Origin of the sequence: Bradyrhizobium sp. CCGUVB23 (assembly GCF_024199885.1) — a bacterium.
Lineage (GTDB): Bacteria > Pseudomonadota > Alphaproteobacteria > Rhizobiales > Xanthobacteraceae > Bradyrhizobium.
In genome coordinates this window covers 1,458,045-1,482,113 of record NZ_JANADQ010000001.1, presented here as the reverse complement: position 1 = coordinate 1,482,113, position 24,069 = coordinate 1,458,045, and the positions used below count along the sequence as shown (strand labels likewise).

The following is a 24,069-nucleotide window of genomic DNA, read 5'->3' as shown; positions in this document are numbered from 1 at the left end:
CCGCGCGCGGCTAGGCGACGAGAGGCGTCTCAGTGGTTGTGTCATCCGACCCGGTTTCCCGGCGCCGTGCGTCCAGAAGCGCCATGAACCTGGCGAACGGCAATGGCGCCGCAACCAGATAGCCCTGGCCTTCCTCGACGCCGCAGGAGATCAGCGCGCGGACCTGCTCCTCGGTCTCGATGCCTTCGGCGACCACCGTCATGTGCAGCTCGCGCGCAAGCTCGACCAGCATCTCGACGATCGTCGTGGTCGACGCATCCACCGTGATAGTGTCGACGAAGAACTTGTCGATCTTGATGGTGTTGGCGCCCAATCCCTTTAGCCGCGACAGGCCGCTGTGGCCGACGCCGACGTCGTCGATGGCGACACGGAATCCGTAGTCGCGCAGCTCGCGTACCTTCAGGTGCGGCTGCAGATCGGCAAGCGCGCTCTCCAGGATCTGCCAGGTCATGCCCTGGATGCGCCCGCTGGATTCGGCCAGCGGGATGAAATTCATGGGCGGGACCACTGAGCCGTCCTCGCGCAGCCAGCGCGCCAGGATCTCGCAGCCGATGATCCGGCCCGTGCGCAGCGCGAAGATCGGCTGGAAATACGGCTTGAACTCGCCGCGCGCGAGCGCGCTGTCAAGATCCGCGACCGGGCCTTCCATGCGCCGGGTCCGCGACAGCAGGATGCCGAGCGCGAGAGCGAGCGCCATCGCCGGCCAATAGCCTTCCGAATTCCACGTCGACAGCACCGCGCGCTCGACGCGAATGGTGGTGCGAAGCGGATATCGCGCCGAGCTCTTGTCGGAATCGGTGGTCTCGCGCAGTGCCTTGTCGGCGTCGAGCATGAACTCGCCTAACTTCTCGCCATTGCTCAGCGCGAGCAGCACCTCGCTATGCGCGCGCAGTTCGGCCGGCATGATGTCGAACAGGCTCGAATTGACACCGAGGATCGCGACCAGCCCCTTCCTGCGGTCGATGTCGCGGAGCACGCCGAGCGCGTCACCGCCGAACTGCTCGACGCGGAACAGGAGCAATCCCGCATCGCGTGACCCCAGCATGTCGGTGCGGTCGACCCAGCCCTTGTCGAATTCCAGCGTCTCCGAATAGGCCGAACAGATCACCGAGCCGTCGGCATTGACGAGGCGGACGTCCTTGACCGCGGAACGCTGGTAGACGTGGAGACGGATCGCCTGGAGCGACGCGGGGCTGCAATCGGCAAGTCCGCGGCCCGCGAGCTCGTCAAGGCTCGCAGCGGCAAAGTCAATCGCGAACTCGGAACGGCGCAGCACCACCTCGGTCAATTCGTCGAGCCGGCGCGCCTGCTGATGGCGGATGAAGCTCGTCGCGACAAGGTGGCCCGCCAGACCAAAGAGCAGCGTGCTTGCGAGCACGAGCGCAATGAGGGAGACGGGCGGCCGCGCTGGTTTCATCCGGTCGGCGAGGTGGTTAAGAGAGGATGACCTGAATTCTACCCGCCGAGGCGCTAAGATAAGGTTTCACAGGCACGTGCAACGCCACGCGCGACGACGGTCGAAGGTGATGTTAATTACCGATCAAAGCAGGGCGCCCGAGTGCCATGGTCTGAGCTCGGCATCCATGTGTTTAAGCCTAATAGGAACCCACACCCGACCACCCCGCCACCGCAATGGCTAGCTAGGCTGTGTATCCACATACCTGGCGGCCGTGACCCCGACCACTGTCGGCTTTATCTACGTCCGCTTGCCCCGTTAGCGCCTGAGTTCCCGCGGTAGCGCGAGATGTCGCGAAGGGCCAGGTTCGGAGGGCGGTAGGTTCACACCATCCCCATATCTGAAAATCGGCATAAGGCACCTTCAGGAACCGATTGCCGTTAAAAGTGTTGCCATGACATATGCAATTTCAAATTGCTCATAGTTGTGTATGGCAAGAAATACAACTTTAACGATTTTGAAGTGGAGGCGCGGCGCAGGTATTCCAACCATAGTGGGGAGTAATAGCATGCGCCCTTTTTTGCAAAGGTTCCGCTGGCGATTGCGGGGATGATCGCCGGGCTTGGGCCCGTCAACGCGGGGGGGCCGGACATGCCGATGGAACCGCAGGGGGCAACCTTGCAGCACATCCGGTTCGAGACGCCAACGCTGCCGCCGATGGCCTACACGATGTTTTGTCTGCGCTATGCTGACGAATGTCGTTCACCGCCGCTCTTTCGCGGAGGTTTGGTTCGGCTGACCGCGGAACGCTGGACCCTTCTCAAACAGATCAATCAGACCGTGAACCGCAGCATAATTCCGGACAGCGCAGAATTAGGCTCGGGCGTCGAAGCCTGGTTGATCAATCCGGATCATGGGGATTGCAATGATTACGCAGTAACCAAGCGCCACGAACTGCTCAATCGAGGTTGGCCCTCAGGCGCGTTGCTGCTGAGCGAGGTCGTGACCGGTTGGGGAAAGCATCACCTCATTCTCGTCGTGCGCACCCGCAGAGGCGATCTGGTGCTCGACAATCTGACGCCGGTGATCAAGCCGTGGGCGCGTGTGCCCTATCGCTGGGTTCGAATTCAGATGCCGAGCCAGCCTCGGCTGTGGACCACAATCGTCGACCGTGGGGAATAAGTATCTGGACCGAATCTTTACCGCAGGCCAGGGCCAGCCGCGCGTTAATGAGTCCAAGCCTCGCCACAATAGACCGCTGCAAGTTCAGTATTGCAGGGGACTAGTTCCACTCGCCGCCTTAGCGCGGATGGCCTCGCAATCCTTTTTCCTGATGGCGTCTTGATGTTGGCTAGCCGGCGAAGACGACCGAACTCATCGCAAACTCCGTTACTTTCCAGGAGCCGGGCGTCTCCGTCAGCCCGGGCGAGCTGCGCGCGCTCATGCTCTCCGGTGAGTTTGCCGAACAGACCATGTGGGCGTGCTGGCCATGGCTGCAGCGAAGGTTGATGGTTCTCTAGCTCTCGCGTTCATGCCAGCTGGTCAATTGTCTTGCCAGAGAGTTTGCCGTTTCCGGCCTAGCCCTTCCTGTCGCTCTTCCGCTTGAGCGACAGACCAAGCCGCAATGCCATGCGCTTGATCGCATCAGGCGACCGGCCCAGCTGCTTGGCGGCCTCTTCCAGTGACACTGAAGACTTGGCTAGCTCCATTAACCGGCGGTCTTCCTTGAACGACCATGGCTTGCGCGGCATGACGACAACGATCCTCTTAACACAACGACAAAGCCGCCAAGCGACCCCATGTTCGCTCGACGGCTTTGCTTGGGTGGGGCCGGGCCTTGGGGAAGCCCGGTGCGTAAGAGGGATAGGCAATTGGCGAAAATGCGCAACAAAGACCGCGGATTAAGCTAACCGCTCAACCTTACCGCGACGAAATCAGCGCTTATGGCTCCGTACAACCACGGGAGTTTCGCTAACTGAAGTTGATCCGTGTGCGCTGATGTCCTCGTTGCGGCCCCGCAGATCGTAATCGCCCCAGGTCACTTCTGCTTCAACGGATGGGCCGTCTGGTGCCAGGCCCAGGCGGTACGAATGATCGTGGGCAAATCGGAATGGCGTGGCTCAAAGCCCAGAACTTTGCGAGCTGCGGATGGATCGGCGACAAGATAGGTCGGGTCGCCCGGCCGCGGTGGTTTGACGACGTGGGGGACCTCTCGCCCGGTCTCCTGCCTGATCGCCGAGAGGATCTCGCGCACCGAGAAGCCTGCGCCAGTGCCGAGATTGAAACTGCCGCCGCTGTGTCCCTCGAGCAGCAGTTTCAGCGCAGCGACATGCGCGGCCGCAAGATCACTGACGTGGATATAGTCGCGGATCGCGGTGCCGTCCGGCGTGTCGTAGTCGTCGCCGAAGACGGCGAAGTCGCCGACATGTCCCTGTAGCGCCATCATGGCGCGCGGGATGAGATGCGTCTCGTTGTCGCGCAGCTCACCGATGCCGCCGGCAGGATCAGCCCCGCTGGCATTGAAATAGCGCAGGCAGAACGCGCCGAAGCCATACGCTGCGCGATAGTCCGCGAGCATGCGCTCGATCATCAATTTCGATGCGCCGTAGGGGTTGATCGGTGCGCAGGCGAAATTCTCCGGCAGCGCCTTGCTATCGGCATTGCCGTAGACCGCGCCGGTCGAGGAGAACACGATGCGATGGCAGCCGGCATGGCGCATGGCTTTCAGCAGCGACAGCGTGGCCTGCAAGTTGTTGATGTAGTATTTCTGCGGGTCAGTGACGGACTCGCCGACCAGGCTCGCGGCCGCAAAATGCATCACGGCCGAAATAGTCTGATCGGCGAAGGCCCTCGCAAGCGTTGCGTCGTCCAGGAGGTTACCGGTGATGAGCGGGCTAGATACAAAGCCGCGATGGCCAGTGGAGAGATTGTCGTAGACGACGGGTTGATAACCGGCTGCAACGAGCGCGCGGCAGGCGTGCGAGCCGATATAGCCGGCGCCTCCTGTAACGAGGACAGTCGGTCGGTTAGTCATTTCGTCTCCGCGGCAGGGGAGGAATTACTTGGTTCGGGCCATTGATAGTGTGCATTGACCAGGCTGGTCAAATCGGTCCTGTCCATTAGCCTTAATCTTCGCGGGTTTGACACATGCGCGTCATTTCAGCCTAGTGACGTTGGATGGATAACCGGCTAGATGATTGCATGTACCGGACAGCGGGCCGTGATCGATGACGCAAAGACGAACTCATTGTGGCATGATCATGCTCGTGCTGGTGATGCTCGCCAGCGGCGGAGAGTGTTTCGCAGGCGATGTGCCAGCATCGGCGGGAGCATCAACATCGGACGCGTCCACATCGGCGGATGCGATAAATACCGAGAGTGCCCTAGGGCCGGACAGTCTAATGTCCCGCGAGGATTGGAAGCGCCGCATTTCCGAGGCGCGCAAGCGGGCGGATCAGGCGCGATTGGACTGGAAGCTGCAGGCACCGCTGCGAGCGGCGATCCCGCCCGATCCGCCCGAAAAAATCGCGACCCAGCGCGTGCTCAACGACGATACGCTTCGACCGGGGGATGTCGTGTCAACAGATAAAGGGCTCTTCGTCTTCCGCGGCAGGTCTGGCCCGGATGGCGACACGCCTGAACTCGTCCCGATCGCACCGCGCTAGATGCGCGTGTGAGTTCTCGCGCATGAGTTCTTCGGTCGGCTTGTGTGCGGTCGGATCGCGACAACCGATGCGCATCGATTTAGTTCCCGCTACAAATCAGATCGAACGTCGCACGTACCGCGCATTGCTGGCAGCTCCGGAAATCACGTTTCGTTGTGTGAGACAACTCGCGTCACGCGATCGTCGAATTCGTTCTGCTATGTCTTGCACAAGCAACAACCCGAATACGAGATGATGCTGCAGAGAGGTCTAACGGCATTGCCGCTTGCAAAGATCAGAGAGCGGGCATTCGAAGGCGCATTTTTCGGCGTGACGCTGATTGCGATGGCAGGCTGGATCTATTTCATTATGCTGCTCTTGGTGAAGTTGGTCCTCTGGTTCCTTGGTTGAGGAGAATCGAAGTTTACTTCGCGAGCAGAGTGCTGCCCAAAAATTTTCGGGCATGGCAAGAAATTCAGCGTCGTTCATCATGATGTCGTCACAACTGGACGATGAGAATGACGCCAATGAACAGGACAAACGGGGAGATCGAAACGTTCCGCAAATGGAAAGATTACGATGGCGCCCGTCCTGATGCTGCTCTCGATCTTCTTCGCTGGTTTCGCTCTTGGATATGCAACGCGCGCGCGGCGGTCTCACAAGCGCCATGAACGCCAGCGGCTTTACGCCGCCTATGGTCCCTCCAGCTCGCGGTCGGCCGCGCAGCTCGCCCGAGCGCGACGAGCGTTTTGAGAGACTACAACTAGGGCGGGATCTGGGTGCGCCGATCGCGACAGCACGTTAGCGACGTGCGCAGCTTGGGCCGTTCGGTGCCATCCGCTTCCGGGCGAGCGGCAGGCAAAGGTAGTGACCGTCGGGGGTAACCATATCTGGTTAGGTTAAATCGCGCTGGCCATTGTTCGGTTGGCACTCGGTAGCTAGGCTGCGCACGGATTTTGCAAGCAAATGATTGCCGTTCGTGTTGCGTTGACTAGGGTCTTCTCTGATGATCTGGCTGATTGCTCTGGTCGTGCCCCTGGTGGGTGCTCCCCTTTTCGTCAGCGCCTATGGTCGACGTCTGGGCGCGTTGACCGGTCCTTGGATCGCGAAGGAGGGGATTCGCGATGATTAGCCTGAGGAACAACGCCCCACGCCGATATTTCGTTGATGAGGTGGGGCGACGCGTTTTGATCGGCCTGACGCATGAGGAGACGTTCGAATTCGAGCGACTGGACGGGCAGGCGGCCCTCCATCGGGAGGGCAGGCAGGCCCCGTATGATCTAAATGGCCTGTGGGTGGCCGACGGCGAAGAGCGCTGGCTGGAGCTCTACGCCAAGCACGAGGGCGCCTGGAAGGCCTGGATGGCGCAAAGCCGGGCAGAGTAGGGCGAAAGCTTTAGCCTTTATTAACCATGGCGGACCCATTTTCTGCTCTGGCTCTTCAAACCGGAAAAATGCGCGCATGTTCCAGCTGTTCTTGCGGGCTCGGACCCATAGTTTCCTGAGAGGTCGTCTGGGCGGCGAGCAGGTCTTCCGCGCGCGTTCACCCGAGCGCGACGCCGAGACCGACCGGACCCGCATCGAAGCCATCATGGACGCCATTGAGAGCGCCTTGCAGGCGGCCGAGCGCGAGCAGGAGGGCCTGAACCGCCGCGTCGAGGACGTGCTGGCGCGGGCCGCAGTGACCATCGGCAATGGCGATGACGAGTACCTCGAGCGCGAGGCGCTGGACAACTACCATCAGGATCTGTTCGACAAGGAAATCCAGAACGGCCAGCGCCGGCTCAAGGAGCTCAGCTCCTCGATTGCGCATTTCAAGTTTTTGAAAGCCGCGATGCTGAGCCGGTTTCCAGAATATAGGGGTGGATAGACCAGCTCGTTAGTCGCACGAACTCACGTTTCGTCACTCCACCGGGCCAGAAGGTATCTTAGAAACAGATAGTCAGCCAAGATTATTGCCGCAGCTATGACCAACACGCACAATACGAATTGAATTGCTAACATTTGCTTTGCCTCAAACTGTGTGAGGCTAACGTGCGCGTCTAACTCAAGACCAAGTCGCCGTCACAGTGCGCTCGAGCAGCCGCACCCGAAAGCTGTGCATTGATATCTCAAGCCAGCCAAACAGCTTATGGTCTCGCCGGACCTCGCCGCGAGCTGCCGTTCGGCCGGTAAATGATTAGCTACGGCAGTATCGACCGAGGCTGTTCAGTACTCAAGGACACCTTCAGAGTGCCTCGGATTCGGTATCCGCAAAGAATCCGCATCGGCGCAGAGTGGTTGTGTGTCTTGCGTCCGGGTCTCCAATGATTTGTGGCGTCACGCGAACCGTGGTCGGGAGTTGCTTCGGACACGGTCGTACCTCGGAGGCCGCAATCGCGCGCGCTCGCTGAGCGCGCCGTGGACCGACGGCATGTGCATCAGCGATCATGGAAGCGATCGAGAGCGCCTTGCAGGCGGCGGACCGGGAGCAATCAGGCCTGAACCGCCGGTCGAGGATTTCCTGCCCGGCCGGTAACGGCAACGACGAATATCTGGAGCGCGAGCGCTGGACAAGCGCCGCCAGGATCTGTTCGACAAGGAAATACAGGGCGGCCAGCGCCGGCTCAAGGAGCTCACCTCCTCGATTGCGCATTTCAAGTTCTTGAAGGCGGCGATGCTGAGCCGGTTTCCGGAGTTCAGGCACAGCAGCACCTAGCCATCGATAGGCGAGTGCATTCGCGATCAATTGCCGCGATACTTTCTTTGGTTGAATGTTGAGATGGTGACTTTAGCCCAGCGGGAAGTGGCGATGTCGCCTGACTTCAGCAGGCAAATCAAAGATGGCGTCCATTTTGTCGAGGAGATTTCCTGAGCTGGGCCAGACGTACAGACACGGACCGTTCGGAGCGCTGCAACTTAGCAGCAATCAACCGCGGCGGATCTCCCGCTGCATTGAGCTTGAGCAGTTCCGCTTTTTGATCTTCGGTCCAACGCGTACTCTTGTTGCGCGCCATTGCGCCGCCTTCGGCAGATTTCGTGCAATGGATTAAGCCCAAAGTGCGCGTGAAGTTCCGCTCGCCCTGGGCCCACCCGCATGGCAAGGGCGGGGTTGCGGAGAATCTGCTTGAGCAGGGGCCCAGCTGTTCGTCAACAGCCGAAGCCTTGCGATCTATCTGAGCGGTGGGATCCGAGGAGGGCGGTACGTGAGCCGGTCAATGACTCCAAAAAAACCACTCCGCCGGACGCAGTTACGGCGGTTAGAACTCGTCGATCCACTGCCGCAAAAAATGATCCAATAGGATGTAACTGGCGAAAGTAAGCGCCATGCACACGACGAATGCGCAGGAAAGAGATTGAATTGCGATCACGACACTGCCCCTCTAACCGTGAGGCTAGGTGATCGCAATTGATCCTCGCTTAATCGAACGCGCGAGGTTTGCGGCGTCCAGAGGCTGTGCGACGCCCGCTTCCTGGGATTCTCAGTACGTCAGCACTTGCTCCGGATAGGCCGGATTGGCGTAGCGGACGTAGGTGCGAACCGGACCATAATAATAGTGCGGCTCGTCTCTCGTGCGTGGGTCAAATGTATAAGAATAAGCCTGCTCGAGCGAATGGTGCCGGACGCGTGCCACGATCGGACAACCGCACCGCGGGCCGCAATAGGGATTTGGACCGCGGTCAATATACGGCACGGTTGCGGCGTGCCGTGTGATCGGAGGCACGGCGTAGTCGGCAGCAAATGATGGTGCCGCGGACGCGACGGTCAGGCTCGATGCGAGCGCGAGAAAGGCAAGAGATGATCGCATGGTGTGCTCCCCAAAGTGTTCCAATCTTAGACGGTCCAATCGGGACGAGCAATACGTTCTCCCGGAAGCAGTCGTGCGGTCCCCGAGCCTGCTGACCCGGGTGAATGGCCAGCTAGCGACGTAGCGTCGTCAAAAATGTGGGGGCGATCGTCTGAATCGCCTCTTCCAAGAACGCTTTGCCTCGGCTGGAGGCGCGGCGATAAGCCGACAGGACTGCGGCCTTCTGGTCCGGTTGACGCGTCAGCATTAGGCGCACGTCGCCTTGCACCAATTCCCTCAGATCGGGGTCTGCAAGGGCATCGAACCGCGTCGCCGTGTCCAGCCGCACCGGCATCAGCTCGGCCTCGTTCGGGGCTGTGAAGTAGGCCATCCGGAGCGCTTCGACGGTCGCCGGGCCGCTCGGATCGCGTTGCGCCTCGAGCAACGCCAGGGCAAGCCACAGTTCGGCGTCGTAAGGGACCCTGGAAAGAGCGTTCGTGAGCTGTGATCGGGCGAGGTCGCTTTCACCGCCGGTGCCGGTCGCGGATTGGCCATGCTGGATCGCCTGAAAGGCCAGGTTGAGCGCCTGACTGCTCAGGACCCGGGAATCAAAGGGGGCGATGAGGCTGGCCCAACTCGGCATCACCGAAGAAGCCGTCATCGCTTGTTGCGGGTCGCGGGGAAATTTGGGGCGTTCAGAGGCAATCATCCCGGCGAGGGGCAATGCGAGTCCGTAGGCGCCGATGAACAGGGCGAGGCCAGTCAGAGCGGCGCGAATGGTATCCGACGAGGTCATTCAATTCTCTGGCGAACAAGCCTGACCATGCTGCTCGCGTCAAAGCGCAAGCAGGTTATCGTGCTGAATGGTCAACAGTGTCAAATTGCCCGTCGCATAGGCGCCGGTATCGATGTTGGCTCGGTTGGAGCGGATATCTGGCTGATGGACCGGCGTATGGCCATGAACGATATACTTGCCGAAATTGTCATCACTCAAGAGAAACTCCTCGCGGATCCATAGCAGGTCGTTTTCTTCCTGCTTTGCCAGCGGCACACCCGGTCGCACGCCGGCGTGAACGAAAAAGAAGTCGCCGCACACGAAGCGGGGCCGGAGTCCTTGCAAGAACTTCATTTGATGCGGCGGAATGGCCTGTGCCAGTTGTTGAATCAGGTCCGCCTGCTCGCCCGGATCAGGGTTAAGCGAAGGTCTCAGTCCATAGGATGTCAGCGTTTGGAGCCCGCCAAACTGCCGCCACTCATTCAGGCGGGCGGGGTCCTCCAGGACATCGAGCAGAAACGCCTCGTGATTGCCCCTCAAGAACACAGATTCATGCTTCAGGCCACGTTCGATCAGGAGCTCGATCGTCCGGTTGGAGTCCGGCCCGCGGTCAATGTAGTCGCCGAGAAAGACATGAATCGCCCGCCGCGAGCCGATCGTGGTAAGGTCGCGGTCGATCACGGCAAACATCTGCTGAAGAAGATCGGCGCATCCGTGGACGTCGCTGATCGCGTAGATGCGAAGTCCGTCCGGAAGCTTCGGCTTGCGCAGCTTGGATTTTGATCGCGACGATCTTAGCATTTACCGAAGGGCTTTCATGGCGCTTTGCAATCGTAGCCCCGAATCATTGATAGCTCATGGTAAACGGAACGAAAAACGCCTGTGCGACTTTTGATTCTATTTGGCGGTCGAAATAGCGCAGAATTTCAAGCTGTTACCGGTAGCCTCCTAGCCGATAAAGTCGTGGGGAGCAACCAATGCGTAACGTCTCGATCATGGCCGCGGGGGCAATCGCTGCGGTCGTCAGCTGGTTTCAGCCGGCGCATGCGGGCCTGTGGGGAATGCCGATGGGGCTGCAGTCGGCAATCCAGCATATCAAGCTGGAGACGCCGACGTTGCCGCCGATGGCTTATACGCAATTCTGCCTCCGCTACCGGGGCGAGTGCCGGGCGCGGCCGCTGTTTCGGGGCGGGCCGGTTCGGCTGACCGAGGAACGATCGGCTGACCTGAAGGAAGTCAATCTGATGGTAAACCGGGAGATCAGCCCGGAGCGCAATGAACTTGGCCTCGCTGGCGAGCAATGGCTGATCAACCCCAGCCGGGGCGATTGCAACGACTATGCGGTGAGCAAACGACATGAGTTGCTGGCGCGCGGCTGGCCGGCGCGGGCCTTGCTCTTGAGCGAGGTGGTTGTCAATTCAGGTGAGCATCACCTTATCCTGGTGGTTCGCACCATGAGCGGAGATCTGGTGCTCGACAACATGACGCAGGTCATCAAGCCGTGGTCGCGCGTTCCCTATCGCTGGGTTCGGATGCAAATGCCGAATTCCAAGCTCTGGGCGACCATTGCGACCAGCCGGGTCTGACCGTGCCGGCCTAGACGCTGCTGGTTCGTCCCGCGCATTGCGAGATGCCGAGTCCAACCATGACCGCGAGAATGATTTGGAGGACGGGTGCCAGCAGCCCCGGGTCAACAAAGCTTGCACACAGGGCGCAAAGCACGCCGGCAGCAGCCAGTGAAGCGAAGAAGGAATCGCGTCCCCGACCGACGGCGCCTCGCAAATTGAAGAAGAAGAGCTGAAGCGCAAGCGCGGCAAGAACCAGCAGCGCCGGCCGCCCCCATTCAATCGCGACCGCAACAGCGGTCGATGGCGGCATGACGAGCCCGCTGATCCCGAAATCCCTGTAGACGCGCGAAATCTCCGCGAAGCTGCCGACGCCGTTTCCGACCCATGGGGAGCCCGACAAGGCGCGCTGGGCAATTGCAAGCGACTCATCCGTTGAGGATTCGGCGAGCCTCAACAGGTCCGTCGAGGCGGCAGACCGGGCGAGCCCGGCCCCGGTCGCGGCGACCAAGATGAGCGCGAGAATCGTCGCTGGCCAGGGACGAAGGCCCAGTCGGCGCACCACTGCGACAAACAGCATCAGCGCAAATCCCAGCCCCGCCAGGCTGAGAAGGTGTCTCTGCCCAAGAGCCACGATCGCTGCAACCGAAACCGCAATGCCACAAACGCCCAGAAGCATCTGCAACAGGTGCTGAGCCGAAATAGAAAGGATCGCTTCGGAGTGATTGAGATGTCGCTCGACGGCCATGGCGACCACGGCTCCGTTGGCCAAGGCGGCGAGCAAGGCAGTCAACGCGACCACGCCGCCTGTCGCTGCCAGCTGGTCGGCTCGTCCCAGCAAATAGGTGAGCGCCACGAGTGTCGCGGCCACCGTTAAGACCAGCAGGATCAACTCGGCCCGACGTCGGTCTTTGGTAACAAGAACGGTCGAAACGATCACCGCGAAGACGGCCAGATAACAGACCAGGCTGTGCAATGTGGCCCCGGGATCGATGCTGATGTGCCCCGACAGCGAGGGCGCGTTCAATGCGATTGCCGCACTCGACCAAATGGGATTTGCAAGCGAGGAAACGGGAGGGGGGAGGATCTGCACGATCATCCAGATGATCGGAACAAGAATTGCCAGGGCGAATCGTTTCAGGGTCTGCTTGGCCAAAGCGATCTCGGGCGAGCTCGCAGACATGGCAGCAAATGCCAGCGTGAGAGCGATCAGGGGGAGAATCGCAGACTGCACGTAGCCGTCATTGGCGATGATGGCTGCCGGAGCAGTGGCCAACAGCGCGACCAGCAAGTAAGAGGCGATGGACAAGGGAGGCTTTTTGATGTGCGAGAGGTTGCCGACCAGAGAAGGCAAGTATCGCATGTGAATTGCTCGTCGCCAAACGCTATTGGGCCGCTTGAAGGCCACCGCTTCCCTTAGTCACGATGTTACAGCGCTATCGCCGTTGATCGAGGGATGCCCTCTTGTAGAGCAGCGCCACGGAAGCCTTGCGCGTAGATCCAGGCTGCGCAAATCGCGCGAGCAGCGTGGCCTGCGCCACAAGACCAAACGCGTAACCGAGCTGCGGTGCGAACCCAACCAAAAGGCCATAGCCGAAGGCGGCCGCGATGCTCGTCCCGAGACTGAGCTCGATCGCGACGGCAACAATCATCGAGAGTAGGCAGAACGGCACCAGAATCCAGACGCGAAAGGCCCACGCGAGGACTGCACCAACAAGAAACAAGAATATGGCCGCCGGGATCATAAATGTGTCTCCGGCGACCACCCTTTCACCCAAATTCCTAAGGAACCGTCAATCGTTCCCTGCGCTGCCATGCAGGATTAACGGACGGCACAGTTCGTGGTTAGCGCTTTCATTGCTGCGGCGAGACCCATAATGGGTATGACGCCGCGGATTGGGGCGGGCTTAGCTTCGATCTCAACGGATAGTTGGGGCGAGTTCAGCCAATCATGGCCGGCGAGGTCTGATGCAGACTGTGGCAGCAACAGGGCTTCGCCGGCCTGGACGACAGTTGCTTCAAATTCGCTTCGGCCGCCGGTCGTGCTCAGTGCTACCTTTGGACGGTCTGCGCGCGACCTGCGTTCCAGAGTCACCAGAACGACTTCGACGCCTTTTTGGCCACATTGAAGGTTCAGACCAGCAAGGCTCAGGTCTGACGTCGAGGAATCTGCCACATGCATGACCGAGACAGCGTCGGCTCCTCCGGACGGATTTTTGGTGCGGACGAGCTGCCATCCCCCGTCCAGCGCAGTAATACGGCTGGCGCTGGTTAGCTGTTCGGAGGCCTGTCGGTCGCAAAGTCGTTGCTGATCCGCGCTCGCGCCCGGGATGCACCCCTGGAGCGGACGGTTTGCCGGCTCGGACTGGGCAGCTCCTGCGAGCAACAGCACGAGCAGCGGAAGGAGACTCAAGCTCTTCATAGGTCGCAGTTGCGCCCAAATGCAATGCCAAACAAGCCTTGACGAATTGCCCAATGGTTTGGCAGTAGTGAATTCAATCATAAGAAGTTTATTCATTGCAGTACACAATTTTATTGCAATGCAGCATATTTAATGATTCTCTCTTTAAAGCTTGGGCGCATTGTGGAGGTGATTTTGATCCCTCAAAATCCAATTCCGGCCGTCACCGCTGAACATGCGGCGGGAGGTCAGCCGGAGTCAGACCTCCTGGCCGTCGCCCGACGGTCCGGGCTCAGCATCAAGATCCCATACTTTGCGCTCCAGCACGTGCTGGCGTCTGTGGACGCCGCGGTGATCATGCTCGCCAGTGTATTCGGGGGAGGGCTGTACCAAATCGTTGCGTACGGCGATCTCAATCACGTCGAGCCGGTCCTCGGCGCCGGTCCGGTGGCGGCCTTGCTCTATGTTCTCCTCGGGCATTCGACCGGGTTTTATGATCTGCGCGAGGCGCTGGCGAAAAAGAGAAGGGATGTCGGACGGATCTTCGCGCAATGGTCGTTGGTCGGCCTGTTGCTGGCGCTGCTTGCGTTTCTGATGAAAAGCGGCGCCTCGTTCTCCCGCGGATCCGTCATCTGTTTTGGCGGTCTCGCGCTTGTGCTGCTCGTGATCTGCCGTCGCATGGCGAAGCGACTTGTGTCCGTAATGGTCGCGGAGGGGCAGGTCCACGGGCGGCGCGCGATCTTGTTGGGCACGCGCCAGGAACTGGCTTTGCTCGGGACAGAAGAGTTGTTGGAGCAGTATGGCCTCAGCGAGGTGGAACGCGTTACTTTTTCAAGCCAGAGCAATGGCGGATTCGCCATGACGGCCGATGAATCGTCCTCGCTTGAGCGAGCCCTTGCGGTTGCGCGCGACCGGGCTGTCGACGAGATCGTGCTCGCGTTCCCGTGGAGTGATACCCGCAAGATCGAGCTCGTGCGCGATGGCCTTAGGACTTCGCCGCTCCCGGTCCAATTGTTGCCGGACCGTCGCATTCGTTCGTTCGCGGGGAATCCGTCGTATCACCTGAAGAATTCGCTTTCGGTCGAGATCCAGCGCGGGCCTTTGACGCGCACGGAGCTGGTGTCAAAGCGTGCGCTCGACATCATTGGAGCTTCCATCGGTCTGATCATGCTTGCGCCCTTGATGCTGCTGAGCGCACTCGCGATCAAGCTCGATTCGCCGGGGCCTGTCCTGTTCCGCCAGCGACGCAACGGTTTTAACACGAAGCAATTTTCGATCTTCAAGTTCAGAACAATGACCGTCATGGAAGACGGTGCGACCGTCGTGCAGGCTCAGCGCTTCGACCCGCGGGTCACCAAAGTCGGACGGATCCTCCGTCGCACGAGTATCGATGAGATTCCACAGCTGGTGAACGTGCTGCGGGGAGAAATGTCCTTGGTTGGTCCCCGGCCGCACGCGCTCGCGCATGACAGTCACTTCGGCCAATTGTTGTCGGACTATGCGTTTCGGCATCATGTCAAGCCCGGTATTACAGGCTGGGCACAAGTCAAGGGATACCGGGGCGAGACTGCGCGCGTCGAGCAGATGAAGGGGCGGGTCGATCGCGACCTTTGGTACATCAACAATTGGAGCCTGGGGCTGGACCTCAAGATCCTTTTGCTCACCTGCCTCGAACTTGTGCGCCGCAACAACGCCTACTAGGCGGCTTCTGCTCAACATATCATCGGTGCTGTAGCCGTCTCGCAACAACGGCAGGTTATCATCGGCTGGAGGGGGCTGAGTTCGTTGACTCTGTTGGAGAAACGGTCGAGTTTGCGGGGGCAAAATTGAAGGGGACTGGTGTGGCGCGGGGTATTTGGCTTGGGGGGGTATTGGCGGTAACTCTGCTGTCGGCAGGGTGCTCGATCATGCCGATGTCGGGTCCTGAGGATCACGTCATCAAGAGCGAGCACACGGTGAATGGCCCGGAATACGGGCTGGTGAAGCTCACCCCCCAAGTCGTCGATATCGTCAGGGAATACGGGCCTGGGGCCATCGCCGGGTCGTTCCCGGATAATCGGCCGCCGCCCTCCATCAAGTTTGGTATCGGTGACGTCGTAGCAGTTTCGATCTTCGAAGCGGCGGCGGGCGGTCTGTTCATCCCGGCCGAGGCCGGCGTCCGTCCGGGTAACTTTGTTTCGTTACCCAATCAGAACGTCGATTCGGCCGGGTTCATCACGGTCCCATATGCGGGTGCGATCAAAGCCGATGGCCGTACCCCCAGCGAGATTCAACAGGACATCGTCAAGGCGATTGGCAACCGAGCGATTGAACCGCAGGTCGTGGTCTCGCTGATCACCCAGAATACCTCGCTGATCAGCGTCCTGGGCGAGGTCAATGCACCCACCCGTTTGACGGCCAATGCGGCCGGCGAGCGCATCCTTGACGTCATCTCCCGCGCCGGCGGGCCGAAGGGGCAGGGCTGGGAAACCTGGGTGACGCTCGAGCGCAAAGGCAAGCGCGCGACCGTTCCGTTTGGAGCCCTTGTCTACCAGCCGGCCAATAACGTCTGGGCCCATCCGGGGGATACGATCTACGTCTATCGCGAGCCACAGATCTTCCTCGCCTTCGGAGCGTCAGGCGCGCAGGGCCAGTTCCCGTTCGATATGTGGAAAATCAACATGGCGCAGGCGATGGCCAAGGCGGGCGGCCTGCTGGACCTGCAAGCTGAGCCGAGCGGCGTTTACGTGTACCGCCGTGAGCCGCGGGAGCTTGCAGAGCGGTTGGGCGTCGATTGCTCCAAGTATGTGGGGCCCACGGTGCCGATCGTCTACAACGCGGATTTCAGGGATCCGGCCGCCTACTTCCTCGCGACCAAGTTTGACATGCGGGACAAGGACGTCTTGTTCGCGGCCAATGCGGCGACGGTTGATACGGCCAAATTCCTGCAGTTCGTTCGTCTCATAATCGCAACCGCCAACGATACGGTCGTGACCGCGAACAACGGACAGATCCTCAGGATCAATTCAAGGCTATAGCGAACTTCTCGCCACGTACCATGTACGTGGCGAGTTGGCCGGATGCGCATGCGGTTCTGCTGCCGTCTCCAACCTGCGAAGTTCAGTGCACGCCTTACGCGCGGCCGCTGGGTGATGCACAGGACTGCGTGTCGTTCCAAGTGTAAGCGTCGTTCTCAGGCCACGGCTTTGAGGGCTTGAGCGCGGTAGGCCCAGGGCAGTAGCTGGTCGATGTCGCGGTTTGGATGCCCGTTGACGATCCTGGTCAGGACATCGGTGAGATAGGCGAGCGGATCGACGTCGTTGATCTTGCAGGTCTCGACCAGGGACGCGACGACAGCCCAGTGCTCGGCACCACCGTCGGATCCAGCAAATAGTGCGTTTTTGCGACTGAGCTTGATGCCACGGATTGATCGTTCGACGGTATTGTTGTCGAGTTCGATGCGGCCGTCATCGATGAAGCGAGTTAAGCCTTGCCAGCGCGAGAGGGCGTAGCGGATGGCGTCGGCGAGCTTGATCTTCTGGCTGATGAGAGCCAGCTTGGCGCGCAGCCATACCTCGAAGGCATCAGCCAGTGGTCGGCTCTTCTGCTGCCGCACGAGGCGACGTTCCTCCGCGCTGCGGCCGCGGATCTCCTTCTCGATCCCATAGAATGCGGCGATGTGCTTCAGCGCGTCGCTCGCGATCGGAGCGGGGCCGGCTGTCGCGAGTTCGTAGAAGTTGCGCCGCATGTGCGCCCAGCAGAAGGCGAGCTCGACCTCGCCACGTTCGGCAAGCTTTGGGTAGGCGTTGTAGCCATCGACCTGCAGGACGCCCTTGAAGCCGGCAAGATGGCTGAACAGCCGCTCGGCTTTGCGGTCGGGTGCATAGACATAGGCGATGCCTGGCGGATCGAGACCGCCCCAGGGCCTGTCGTCGGCGGCATAGGCCCAGAGCTGGCCGGTTTTGGTGCGGCCCCGGCCTGGATCGAGCACCGGCACCGTCGTCTCGTCGGCGAACAGCTTGGACCTCGCGCGAAGCACCGTGAGAAGGCGCTCATGCAGCGGGCGCAGATGGAAGGCGGCATGCCCCACCCAGTCCGCCAGTGTCGATCGATCGAGAGCGATGCCCTGGCGGGCATAGATCTGGGCCTGCCGGTAGAGCGGCAGATGATCGGCATATTTGGACACCAGAACCTGGGCGACGGTTGCCTCCGTCGGCAGTCCGCCCTCGATCAAGCGGGCCGGAGCCTCGGCCTGCATGACGCCATCTTCGCAGGCTCGGCAGGCGTATTTGGGACGTCGGGTGACGACAACGCGGAACTGCGCCGGCACCATGTCCAGCCGCTCGCTCTTGTCTTCGCCGATCTGGTGCAGGTCGCCCTTGCAGCAGGGGCAGGTCTTGGCGTCGAGGTCGACCACGACCTCGATCCGCGGCAGATGCGCCGGTAGTGCTCCGCGATTGTTGCGGCGCTTGCGTGCGCGCTCCGCTCGCCCTTCCGGTGCTGTCTCGTCCTGGCTGGCTTCCGTATAGGCCGCAACCTGTTGGACGTCCTCGAGACCGAGCAGCATCTGCTCCTCGGGAAGCGACTCTGCCTTCCGGCCAAAGCGATGACGCTGCAGCTCTTTGATGATCTGGCGCAGCCGCTCGCTCTCGTGCCGCTCGGCCAGCAGCATCGCCTTCAGCGTCTCGGGATCATCAGGAAGGTTATCGCTCACAGGCAAATCAGAGCATATTCGCGCTCGCCTGACGACGTGCTCGATGCCCCTGATTCACTTCGCCGCAGCGCGGCCCACAACTATCCGGCTTGCGTCGGGACGACCGTCTCCCGTGCCGCGTGGACACGCCGCCAATCGAGCCCTTCGAGCAGCGCCGACAATTCCACCGCCGACAAACGCATCACGCCATCCTCGATCTTCGGCCAGCGGAAGACGCCTTCCTCGAGCCGCTTGGCGAACAGGCACAAACCCGTACCGTCCCAGAAGATCAGCTTGATCCGGTCCGCCCGCTTGGCACGGAACACATAAACAGCACCCGAGAACGGATCGGCCTTCATGTGCTCGCGTACAAGCATCGCAAGCCCCTCCATTCCCTTGCGGAAGTCGACCGGCTTGGTTGCCACCATTACCCGGACAGTTCCGGACGGGCCGATCACCGGCTTGCCTTCAGCGCATGGACGATGGCCGCAATCATCGCCACGTCCGCACCGCGGCCGACCCGGATAGTGACGCCTTCGGCTTCGATCTCGATGCCCCCGGCATCGCAAGGGCGAGCCCGGACATCCGGCTTGGCCTTGCGTCGCGCTGTCTTGCGCTCATGGCCAACAGCCACGGCCGGTACCATGGCGTCTACCACCGCCGGTACAAACGGCGGATCGTCAGCCATCGGCGTCGGCAACCGGCGTGCTTGCCGGCGCCAGGTGAACACTTGTTGTGGGGTCAGCCCGTGTCGTCGGGCAATCTCGGAAACGACCGCGCCTGGTACCAGCGTCTCCTCGACGATCCGGGCCTTGTCGTCCTTCGAGAACCAACGACGGCGTCCCGTCTCCGTGATCACTTCCAGCCGGCGCGCCGTCACGTCCGACTTAAGCGTATGGTCAAGCATAGACACAGGCCGATCCCTTTAAAGAGATCGTGAAACTCGCCTATCCCATGTGCCGCGAGAAGGTGGGAGCGGAACGACGCTTACTTCCAAGTTACGTATTATCGTGTAGGTCCCGAGCGAACTCAGCCGTGCGGATCAATCTGCAGCAATATAGGCGGGCAGTCCGCGTGACAACGCGGAGACCTCGTCGGCAAGGCACCCAGTCTAACGTTGCTTCGCCCGACCGCGGCTTTGCTCAATGCTTGCTCGGTATCCCGGCCGCCGCTTCCAGCCGACGAATGTCCAGGCGCGTAACGATCACGTGCGCACGCGAGCCGCCATCGAAGCTTGCGAAATAGAATCGCCCTTCAGGATCCCATGCATCGTATCCCGTATGAGCGTTCAGGTTCTTAAGAGAGGGGTCCAGGTCGGCAAAATTACACAGAGTTTTGGTGGTCGCAGTCTGCAAATCAAATGCAAACAGAGCGCCTGCCTTGCCATCCGATTGAAAACTTGTGCCGATGTAAGCCGTATTTCCGTCAGGCGCGACATTGAACAACCAAACATACGCGCGTTGTTGAAGGTCGAGCTGCCCGAGATACGACCAGGATGGGCCATCGTCGTCGAACCTGTAAATGTGACCCTTGTCGTCCGTGAAGAAGCATCGCTTCTTGTTGTCGAGGCATTGCCCCATCTCGAGCGCCTGCGTGATCTGAAGGGGCCAATCCTTGCGCTCGCCGAAACCGGTTTCGGGATCGTAATAGAAGATATGCGCGAAAACTGAGGGGCGGTCCGGGTTGCTTGCCGTGAAATAGAGACGGCCCCGGCCATCTACCCACATGACCCGACCCGAATAGACAAAATGCTGGTCATAGACGGCCGGCCTGCCCAGGCGGGATGTCCGGCCACTGGAGACGTCGTAGCGGAATATCTCGCCGGTGGGTACGCCTGCGGCATAGATCACGTTCCGCTGGGGATCAGAAGCAAGCGTTACAACGTTGCCGTGGTCGACGGCTGTGCCGGCAGGCTCGGACGCGCTCAGATCGTCAAACCTGTTCTGCGCCGGATCAAATGCGTACCAGTGAAAGCCTCGTTCGCTGAGGTACCCGTCGTCGAGAGTTGAACGGTTCATGGTGGCAACGTAGATTTTGCCGTTGTGCCAGAGCGGGCGCGTGTGGAATTTCTGGGCTGTCTCGCCGGGTTGCCAGTTATTGGCTGCTTCCGATGCTGAACGAGCATCACCCACGAGCCGGAGCGCTCCCGTTTGCCAGTTGAGCTGGTAAAGGGCCGAGTTCGTCTGGTGGTCCATCCCGCCTACGTAAATATCGCCATTTGGTGACGAGCCGGTCGCATGCCAGCTCTGGGTGGGTCTCAGTCCGTTCGGCGTGTCAGGCAAAGTCCAGAGCCAAACCCCGTCCAGTGCGCCTCGCCGCCCCGTGCTCTCGTTTGTTGCCGGTACGGAGGACATTTGGCCGTAACCAGGAGAAGTGAAGTTGAATAGGACTGCCGCGACGATCGATACGAAAGATAGCTTACCCATCGGAACTCCCACCGTATAGGTTGCCTCGACGCAAAGCTTCTTGAAGGCAGCTCGATTTTGCCATCCAACTTCTTTCCGAAGCGGTGGAAACTTGGAGGAATCGATCAGCTTTCTAGGGCAATCTGATGTTAGCGGCGGGTTCCGAGTACGTTCGTCGTTTCCAGCTGCGCAATGTCATTCGATCCAGATGCAGGCAGCAGACGGCGGCGCCTCAACGCCAAGGTCGAAATTCCGGAGTTTCCACACCAGGGATCTGGACGGTTAAGCCTTCAGATCGCAAAGCGCGTTCCAATTGCGAGCGGAAATCCAGTCGTACGGTGGAAAGACCTGCAACCAACTCGTCACGATTTCTCCAGCCTGCCGACCTGAGTATCCTCACCGCGTCTCGAATGAGGCCCGTCCGTACGATGGAAACAAATTCGTTCCGGGCGCTCTCCTGCAAGTCCGACGGAAGCACGTCATAGATTGCGATGACGTAGGGGCTGCGAAGTGCGATCCAACCTTCGTAGGGAGCGAGCCTGTAAGACATACGCAATTCATCGAGATGGTCGCTTATCTGGCCGCCCTGATTAATGGCGCTCCAATATTCGATGAACCATAAGAGGCCGTCGGTCGGGAGGCAGCTCAACGCACGCCTCACCGAGGAACGGAGAGAGCTTAGGCGCTCATTGGCGAGGCGCGTATCAAGTGAATCTACCGCCATTTCATAGAAGCGAAGGCGGATGATGGTCGCGGCCCGAATCTCGCGAGGACGACAGATTGCCCGGTTTTCGGCGCTGGACAATGCAGCTTCGGAGACAGGGTTGCGCTTGAACGCAGTGCCCGAGAGAATCGCGTTGGCAATGCTGTCGAGCTGCACTTCCTGCGTAGGATTTCGAAAAAAGAACGCGGCCCAGCCAGCTGACACGAGCGCGATCAATACGAGGATTGACTTACCAACGGTACTGACCATTGGCTTCCGAGCTAATCCACATACCCGTATCGTGAATAGTATCGGTTGCGGTAGTAGCCTCCGCTATGCGTATCGTAACGGCTCATGGCGGCGAGGTTCACCTTGTTGAGAACCGCGCCCATCAGGCGCTCACGAACCATCGGCGTTTCTCTGATCACCCGGTCGACGATGTCGACCTTCGATTTCGCCCATTCAATCACCAAAATGTACGAGTCGGCCAACGTACCTGTCGCGCGTACGTCGATAACCGGCGCCAATGGGCTGAGGTCCAGGATGATGCGGTCATACTGCTCGCGCAGATCCTGAAAGAACTTCTGCATTTGTGCGGACGCCAGGAGGTCGCTTGAGTTCGAGAACCGTGAGGTCACCACGCAAGGCAGGAAGTGCAGATTGGTTTGCGGATCGACCCAGAGCGCATCCTTTAGGGCAACCTTCCCGAACACGACGTCGATGAGGCCAACGTCGGCCGAACGACCCAGACGGTGGGTTAGACTTGGATTACGAATGTCGCCATCGACGAGAAGGGTGCGCAGTCCGCCCTGCGCCGTGGTTTGAGCCAAAGCCTCGCTCACCGTCGATTTCCCCTCGTTGGGAAGAGCCGAGGTGATCGCAACGACCTTATGTGGGGAGCCGTAGTTACTTAGGTCGGTCGCCAATTTGATCGAACGAAACGCTTCGGCAAACCGCGAAAATGGCGAATTGATCGCGAAGCGCCCAATGCTGTTGTCGATCGTCAGCTGCCGGTCGCCTGAGCGGGGCAGGTGAGCCGGTCCCGCCTCCATGGCACGGCTCATCTGGCCGGCGGCAACGGTCGAACGAGTGTCCGGCCGCGAATTCGGTCTCCATCCGCTGGGGAATGGCAACCATCCTTTGAGGCGGCTCAGTGAGCCCTTTGGGGCCTCGTCTGCTCCGAAACTAACGATCGGGACAGAGGCGAGACAGTTTGTCTGCAGGAGCCTTTCGACCTGATGGACGGTCCTGAAGACGCGGTCAATCATCTCAAGGAAGATCGCGACCAGACCCGCAAGGATGCAGCCGCCAACCACGCCCGCCAAGAGAACCAAAACCGTCTTCGGCGCGGTCTTTGGCGACGACAGCTCCGCGGCCTGGGTGATCACCCTTGCCTCCGTGATCGGGAAAGATTGCTGCTGCACCGAGACCATATAGAGTTGCAAGAAATTATCGGATAGGGCGCGCGCGCTCTGGGCGTTGCTTTCTAGGTCCTTGAGTACGATTTGCGCTTGGCTGGTATCATTCGATAAGGCGATTGTATCGTTGAGGCTCTTCTGGCTCGCCTCCTCGCGAGCGTTGGCGATCGCTAGGTCGCTCTTGTAGGCCTCAGCAGTGCGGCGAAGCTCGTCCAGAATAGAACGCCGGATCTCGCGCATCTGATTGCGCAGATTCACCACCGCGAGATGGGTAGGGCCGTAGCGATTGGACCAGTCCGACGCTTTGGCGGCGTAATCAAGGTAGGTCTGGCGCAGCTTCGTGATGACCGGATTGGCCATAGTATCGTTGACGGTTGCCAGATCAGTCAAAATGACCTGAGAGTCGCTCTCGTCAGCATTGAGGATTGAGGTGATGCGCTGCAGCTTGGCCTGGGCTTCCGCGCGCTTTGCACGGGCCTCGGTCAGGCCGCTGTTTATCTCGGCGAGTTGCTGTTCGGTCAGCAGGCGACCGCCAGCGTCTACAATGTTGTTCTTTGCCTTATAGTCGACCACGGAGCGCTCGGCTGTTGAGGCTTGAGCGCGGAGCTCCTTTAATCGGTCCTGCAGCCAGACGGCGGCACGGCGGGAGGCCTGGTATTTCGATTCAAGAGTATCCGTAATATAATTCTCGGCTATGGCGTTTGCGATCCGCGCTGCCAATTCGCGGGACGTCGATTGGTAGGCTATCTCGATGACGTAACTCAAGCCGACACGTTTGATCGTAAGACCAGCTTGCACGCGCGCAATGGCGCCTCGCATCAACTCAAGATCGGAAGGCTTCTCGTCCGGAAAGAAACCGGAAAAAAGCTGAGTCACGCTGCTCAACAAGCCGTCGTCAGCGCGCATAAATTCCGGGGAATCCAAAAGGTGCAGGTCCTTGATGACCGCCGAGGCGATCGTCTCGGACTTCAGGACTTCGACCTGACTGTCGACCATTGCGGAGTCGATGGGATTGTCGCCCGCCCCCGGTGCCCCCTGAGTCTGGAGCCCCTGCATCTTCCGACTGTCGATCATCAGCACGGCGGTGCCGGTATAGCGCTTGGTGGCGGATACCAGATAGCTGCCTGCCAGGCCTAGGCAAACCAGCACCGTGAGGATCATCACCGGATACTGCCTGCTGATCAGGCCAATGGCGCCGGCAACAGTCTGCTCCAGAGACGGCTGTTCAACGCCCTGGATCTGCGGCGAGGAAGAAGATGGAGATGGAATTCTTGTCTGAAGCATCCGGCCCGTCTAACTGAACTGGTTGCGCGGCGGCTATTCA

General features: G+C 60.1%; 25 protein-coding genes. 9 read left to right on the top strand and 16 right to left on the bottom strand.

Annotated elements, in window-relative coordinates; genetic code table 11:
* Nucleotides 1-10: 10 nt before the first annotated feature.
* On the bottom strand, nt 11-1,417 hold the full coding sequence (locus NLN62_RS06935) for an EAL domain-containing protein (RefSeq protein ID WP_254108136.1): 1,407 nt from the start codon (nt 1,415-1,417) through the stop codon (nt 11-13).
* Nucleotides 1,418-2,005: 588 nt separating this feature from the next.
* On the opposite strand from NLN62_RS06935, the gene NLN62_RS06930 reads away from it, so the two are divergent.
* Nucleotides 2,006-2,578 (top strand): transglutaminase-like cysteine peptidase, encoded by a 573-nt coding sequence (locus NLN62_RS06930; protein WP_254108135.1) that lies wholly within the window; start codon nt 2,006-2,008, stop codon nt 2,576-2,578.
* 395 nt (nt 2,579-2,973) lie between these two features.
* Here the strand turns inward: NLN62_RS06930 and NLN62_RS06925 are convergent, their stop codons facing one another.
* Nucleotides 2,974-3,147 carry a hypothetical protein gene (locus NLN62_RS06925; protein ID WP_254108134.1) on the bottom strand — a complete coding sequence of 58 codons (174 nt, stop codon included), beginning with the start codon at nt 3,145-3,147 and terminating at the stop codon, nt 2,974-2,976.
* 287 nt (nt 3,148-3,434) lie between these two features.
* Nucleotides 3,435-4,430, bottom strand: coding sequence for a UDP-glucose 4-epimerase GalE (galE, locus tag NLN62_RS06920; protein WP_254108133.1), 996 nt, complete (start codon nt 4,428-4,430; stop codon nt 3,435-3,437).
* 220 nt (nt 4,431-4,650) lie between these two features.
* Between galE and NLN62_RS06915 the strand changes: the two genes are divergently transcribed.
* The 5 genes from NLN62_RS06915 to NLN62_RS06900 all read left to right on the top strand — a co-directional run bounded on the left by NLN62_RS06915 (nt 4,651) and on the right by NLN62_RS06900 (nt 6,909).
* Nucleotides 4,651-5,061 (top strand): hypothetical protein, encoded by a 411-nt coding sequence (locus NLN62_RS06915; RefSeq protein ID WP_254108132.1) that lies wholly within the window; start codon nt 4,651-4,653, stop codon nt 5,059-5,061.
* 231 nt (nt 5,062-5,292) lie between these two features.
* Nucleotides 5,293-5,451, top strand: a complete 159-nt coding sequence (locus NLN62_RS06910; protein ID WP_254108131.1) for a hypothetical protein — start codon at nt 5,293-5,295, stop codon at nt 5,449-5,451.
* Nucleotides 5,452-6,046: 595 nt separating this feature from the next.
* Nucleotides 6,047-6,172 (top strand): hypothetical protein, encoded by a 126-nt coding sequence (locus NLN62_RS52915; RefSeq protein ID WP_256575894.1) that lies wholly within the window; start codon nt 6,047-6,049, stop codon nt 6,170-6,172.
* Nucleotides 6,165-6,425 (top strand): hypothetical protein, encoded by a 261-nt coding sequence (locus NLN62_RS06905; RefSeq protein WP_254108130.1) that lies wholly within the window; start codon nt 6,165-6,167, stop codon nt 6,423-6,425. The genes NLN62_RS52915 and NLN62_RS06905 overlap by 8 nt, the downstream gene beginning before the upstream one ends.
* A 76-nt stretch (nt 6,426-6,501) precedes the next feature.
* Entirely contained in the window at nt 6,502-6,909 is a 408-nt protein-coding gene (locus tag NLN62_RS06900) for a hypothetical protein (RefSeq protein ID WP_254108129.1), read from the top strand.
* A 946-nt stretch (nt 6,910-7,855) separates the two neighbouring features.
* On the opposite strand, the gene NLN62_RS06895 is transcribed toward NLN62_RS06900, so the two are convergent.
* From NLN62_RS06895 to NLN62_RS06880, 4 genes are all read right to left on the bottom strand, one after another.
* Nucleotides 7,856-8,035 carry a hypothetical protein gene (locus NLN62_RS06895; RefSeq protein ID WP_254108128.1) on the bottom strand — a complete coding sequence of 60 codons (180 nt, stop codon included), beginning with the start codon at nt 8,033-8,035 and terminating at the stop codon, nt 7,856-7,858.
* 465 nt (nt 8,036-8,500) lie between these two features.
* On the bottom strand, nt 8,501-8,827 hold the full coding sequence (locus tag NLN62_RS06890; RefSeq protein WP_254108127.1) for a hypothetical protein: 327 nt from the start codon (nt 8,825-8,827) through the stop codon (nt 8,501-8,503).
* A 112-nt stretch (nt 8,828-8,939) separates the two neighbouring features.
* Entirely contained in the window at nt 8,940-9,602 is a 663-nt protein-coding gene (locus NLN62_RS06885; protein ID WP_254108126.1) for a hypothetical protein, read from the bottom strand.
* 39 nt (nt 9,603-9,641) lie between these two features.
* Nucleotides 9,642-10,382, bottom strand: a complete 741-nt coding sequence (locus NLN62_RS06880) for a metallophosphoesterase family protein (protein WP_254108125.1) — start codon at nt 10,380-10,382, stop codon at nt 9,642-9,644.
* A 176-nt stretch (nt 10,383-10,558) separates the two neighbouring features.
* Here NLN62_RS06880 and NLN62_RS06875 point away from each other — a divergent pair, with 176 nt between their 5' ends.
* Nucleotides 10,559-11,167 carry a transglutaminase-like cysteine peptidase gene (locus tag NLN62_RS06875; protein WP_254108124.1) on the top strand — a complete coding sequence of 203 codons (609 nt, stop codon included), beginning with the start codon at nt 10,559-10,561 and terminating at the stop codon, nt 11,165-11,167.
* Between the two features lie 10 nt (nt 11,168-11,177).
* Here NLN62_RS06875 and NLN62_RS06870 read toward each other — a convergent pair whose 3' ends face one another.
* From NLN62_RS06870 to NLN62_RS06860, 3 genes are all read right to left on the bottom strand, one after another.
* Nucleotides 11,178-12,455 carry a hypothetical protein gene (locus tag NLN62_RS06870; RefSeq protein ID WP_254108123.1) on the bottom strand — a complete coding sequence of 426 codons (1,278 nt, stop codon included), beginning with the start codon at nt 12,453-12,455 and terminating at the stop codon, nt 11,178-11,180.
* 127 nt (nt 12,456-12,582) lie between these two features.
* Entirely contained in the window at nt 12,583-12,891 is a 309-nt protein-coding gene (locus tag NLN62_RS06865) for a hypothetical protein (RefSeq protein ID WP_254108122.1), read from the bottom strand.
* 77 nt (nt 12,892-12,968) lie between these two features.
* Complete coding sequence (locus NLN62_RS06860) at nt 12,969-13,664, bottom strand: hypothetical protein (RefSeq protein ID WP_254108121.1); 696 nt, start codon at nt 13,662-13,664, stop codon at nt 12,969-12,971.
* A gap of 36 nt (nt 13,665-13,700) precedes the next feature.
* Here NLN62_RS06860 and NLN62_RS06855 point away from each other — a divergent pair, with 36 nt between their 5' ends.
* Both NLN62_RS06855 and NLN62_RS06850 read left to right on the top strand, forming a co-directional pair.
* Nucleotides 13,701-15,248 carry an undecaprenyl-phosphate glucose phosphotransferase gene (locus NLN62_RS06855; RefSeq protein WP_256575893.1) on the top strand — a complete coding sequence of 516 codons (1,548 nt, stop codon included), beginning with the start codon at nt 13,701-13,703 and terminating at the stop codon, nt 15,246-15,248.
* 206 nt (nt 15,249-15,454) lie between these two features.
* Complete coding sequence (locus NLN62_RS06850) at nt 15,455-16,564, top strand: polysaccharide biosynthesis/export family protein (protein WP_371932926.1); 1,110 nt, start codon at nt 15,455-15,457, stop codon at nt 16,562-16,564.
* A gap of 155 nt (nt 16,565-16,719) precedes the next feature.
* Here NLN62_RS06850 and NLN62_RS06845 read toward each other — a convergent pair whose 3' ends face one another.
* The 6 genes from NLN62_RS06845 to NLN62_RS06820 form a co-directional block, all read right to left on the bottom strand.
* Nucleotides 16,720-18,198: an IS66 family transposase gene (locus NLN62_RS06845; protein ID WP_254113322.1), complete on the bottom strand. Its 1,479-nt coding sequence runs from the start codon at nt 18,196-18,198 to the stop codon at nt 16,720-16,722.
* 122 nt (nt 18,199-18,320) lie between these two features.
* Nucleotides 18,321-18,677 (bottom strand): IS66 family insertion sequence element accessory protein TnpB, encoded by a 357-nt coding sequence (tnpB, locus tag NLN62_RS06840; RefSeq protein WP_254107233.1) that lies wholly within the window; start codon nt 18,675-18,677, stop codon nt 18,321-18,323.
* Nucleotides 18,674-19,126 carry a transposase gene (locus tag NLN62_RS06835; RefSeq protein WP_254113323.1) on the bottom strand — a complete coding sequence of 151 codons (453 nt, stop codon included), beginning with the start codon at nt 19,124-19,126 and terminating at the stop codon, nt 18,674-18,676. Before NLN62_RS06835 ends, tnpB begins: the two co-directional genes overlap by 4 nt.
* A gap of 235 nt (nt 19,127-19,361) precedes the next feature.
* A complete protein-coding gene (locus NLN62_RS06830) occupies nt 19,362-20,645 on the bottom strand; it encodes a hypothetical protein (RefSeq protein WP_254108119.1) in 1,284 nt (427 codons plus the stop codon).
* 211 nt (nt 20,646-20,856) lie between these two features.
* Complete coding sequence (locus tag NLN62_RS06825) at nt 20,857-21,597, bottom strand: hypothetical protein (protein ID WP_254108118.1); 741 nt, start codon at nt 21,595-21,597, stop codon at nt 20,857-20,859.
* Between the two features lie 11 nt (nt 21,598-21,608).
* Nucleotides 21,609-24,029, bottom strand: a complete 2,421-nt coding sequence (locus NLN62_RS06820; protein WP_254108117.1) for a polysaccharide biosynthesis tyrosine autokinase — start codon at nt 24,027-24,029, stop codon at nt 21,609-21,611.
* Between the last annotated feature and the right edge of the window lie 40 nt (nt 24,030-24,069).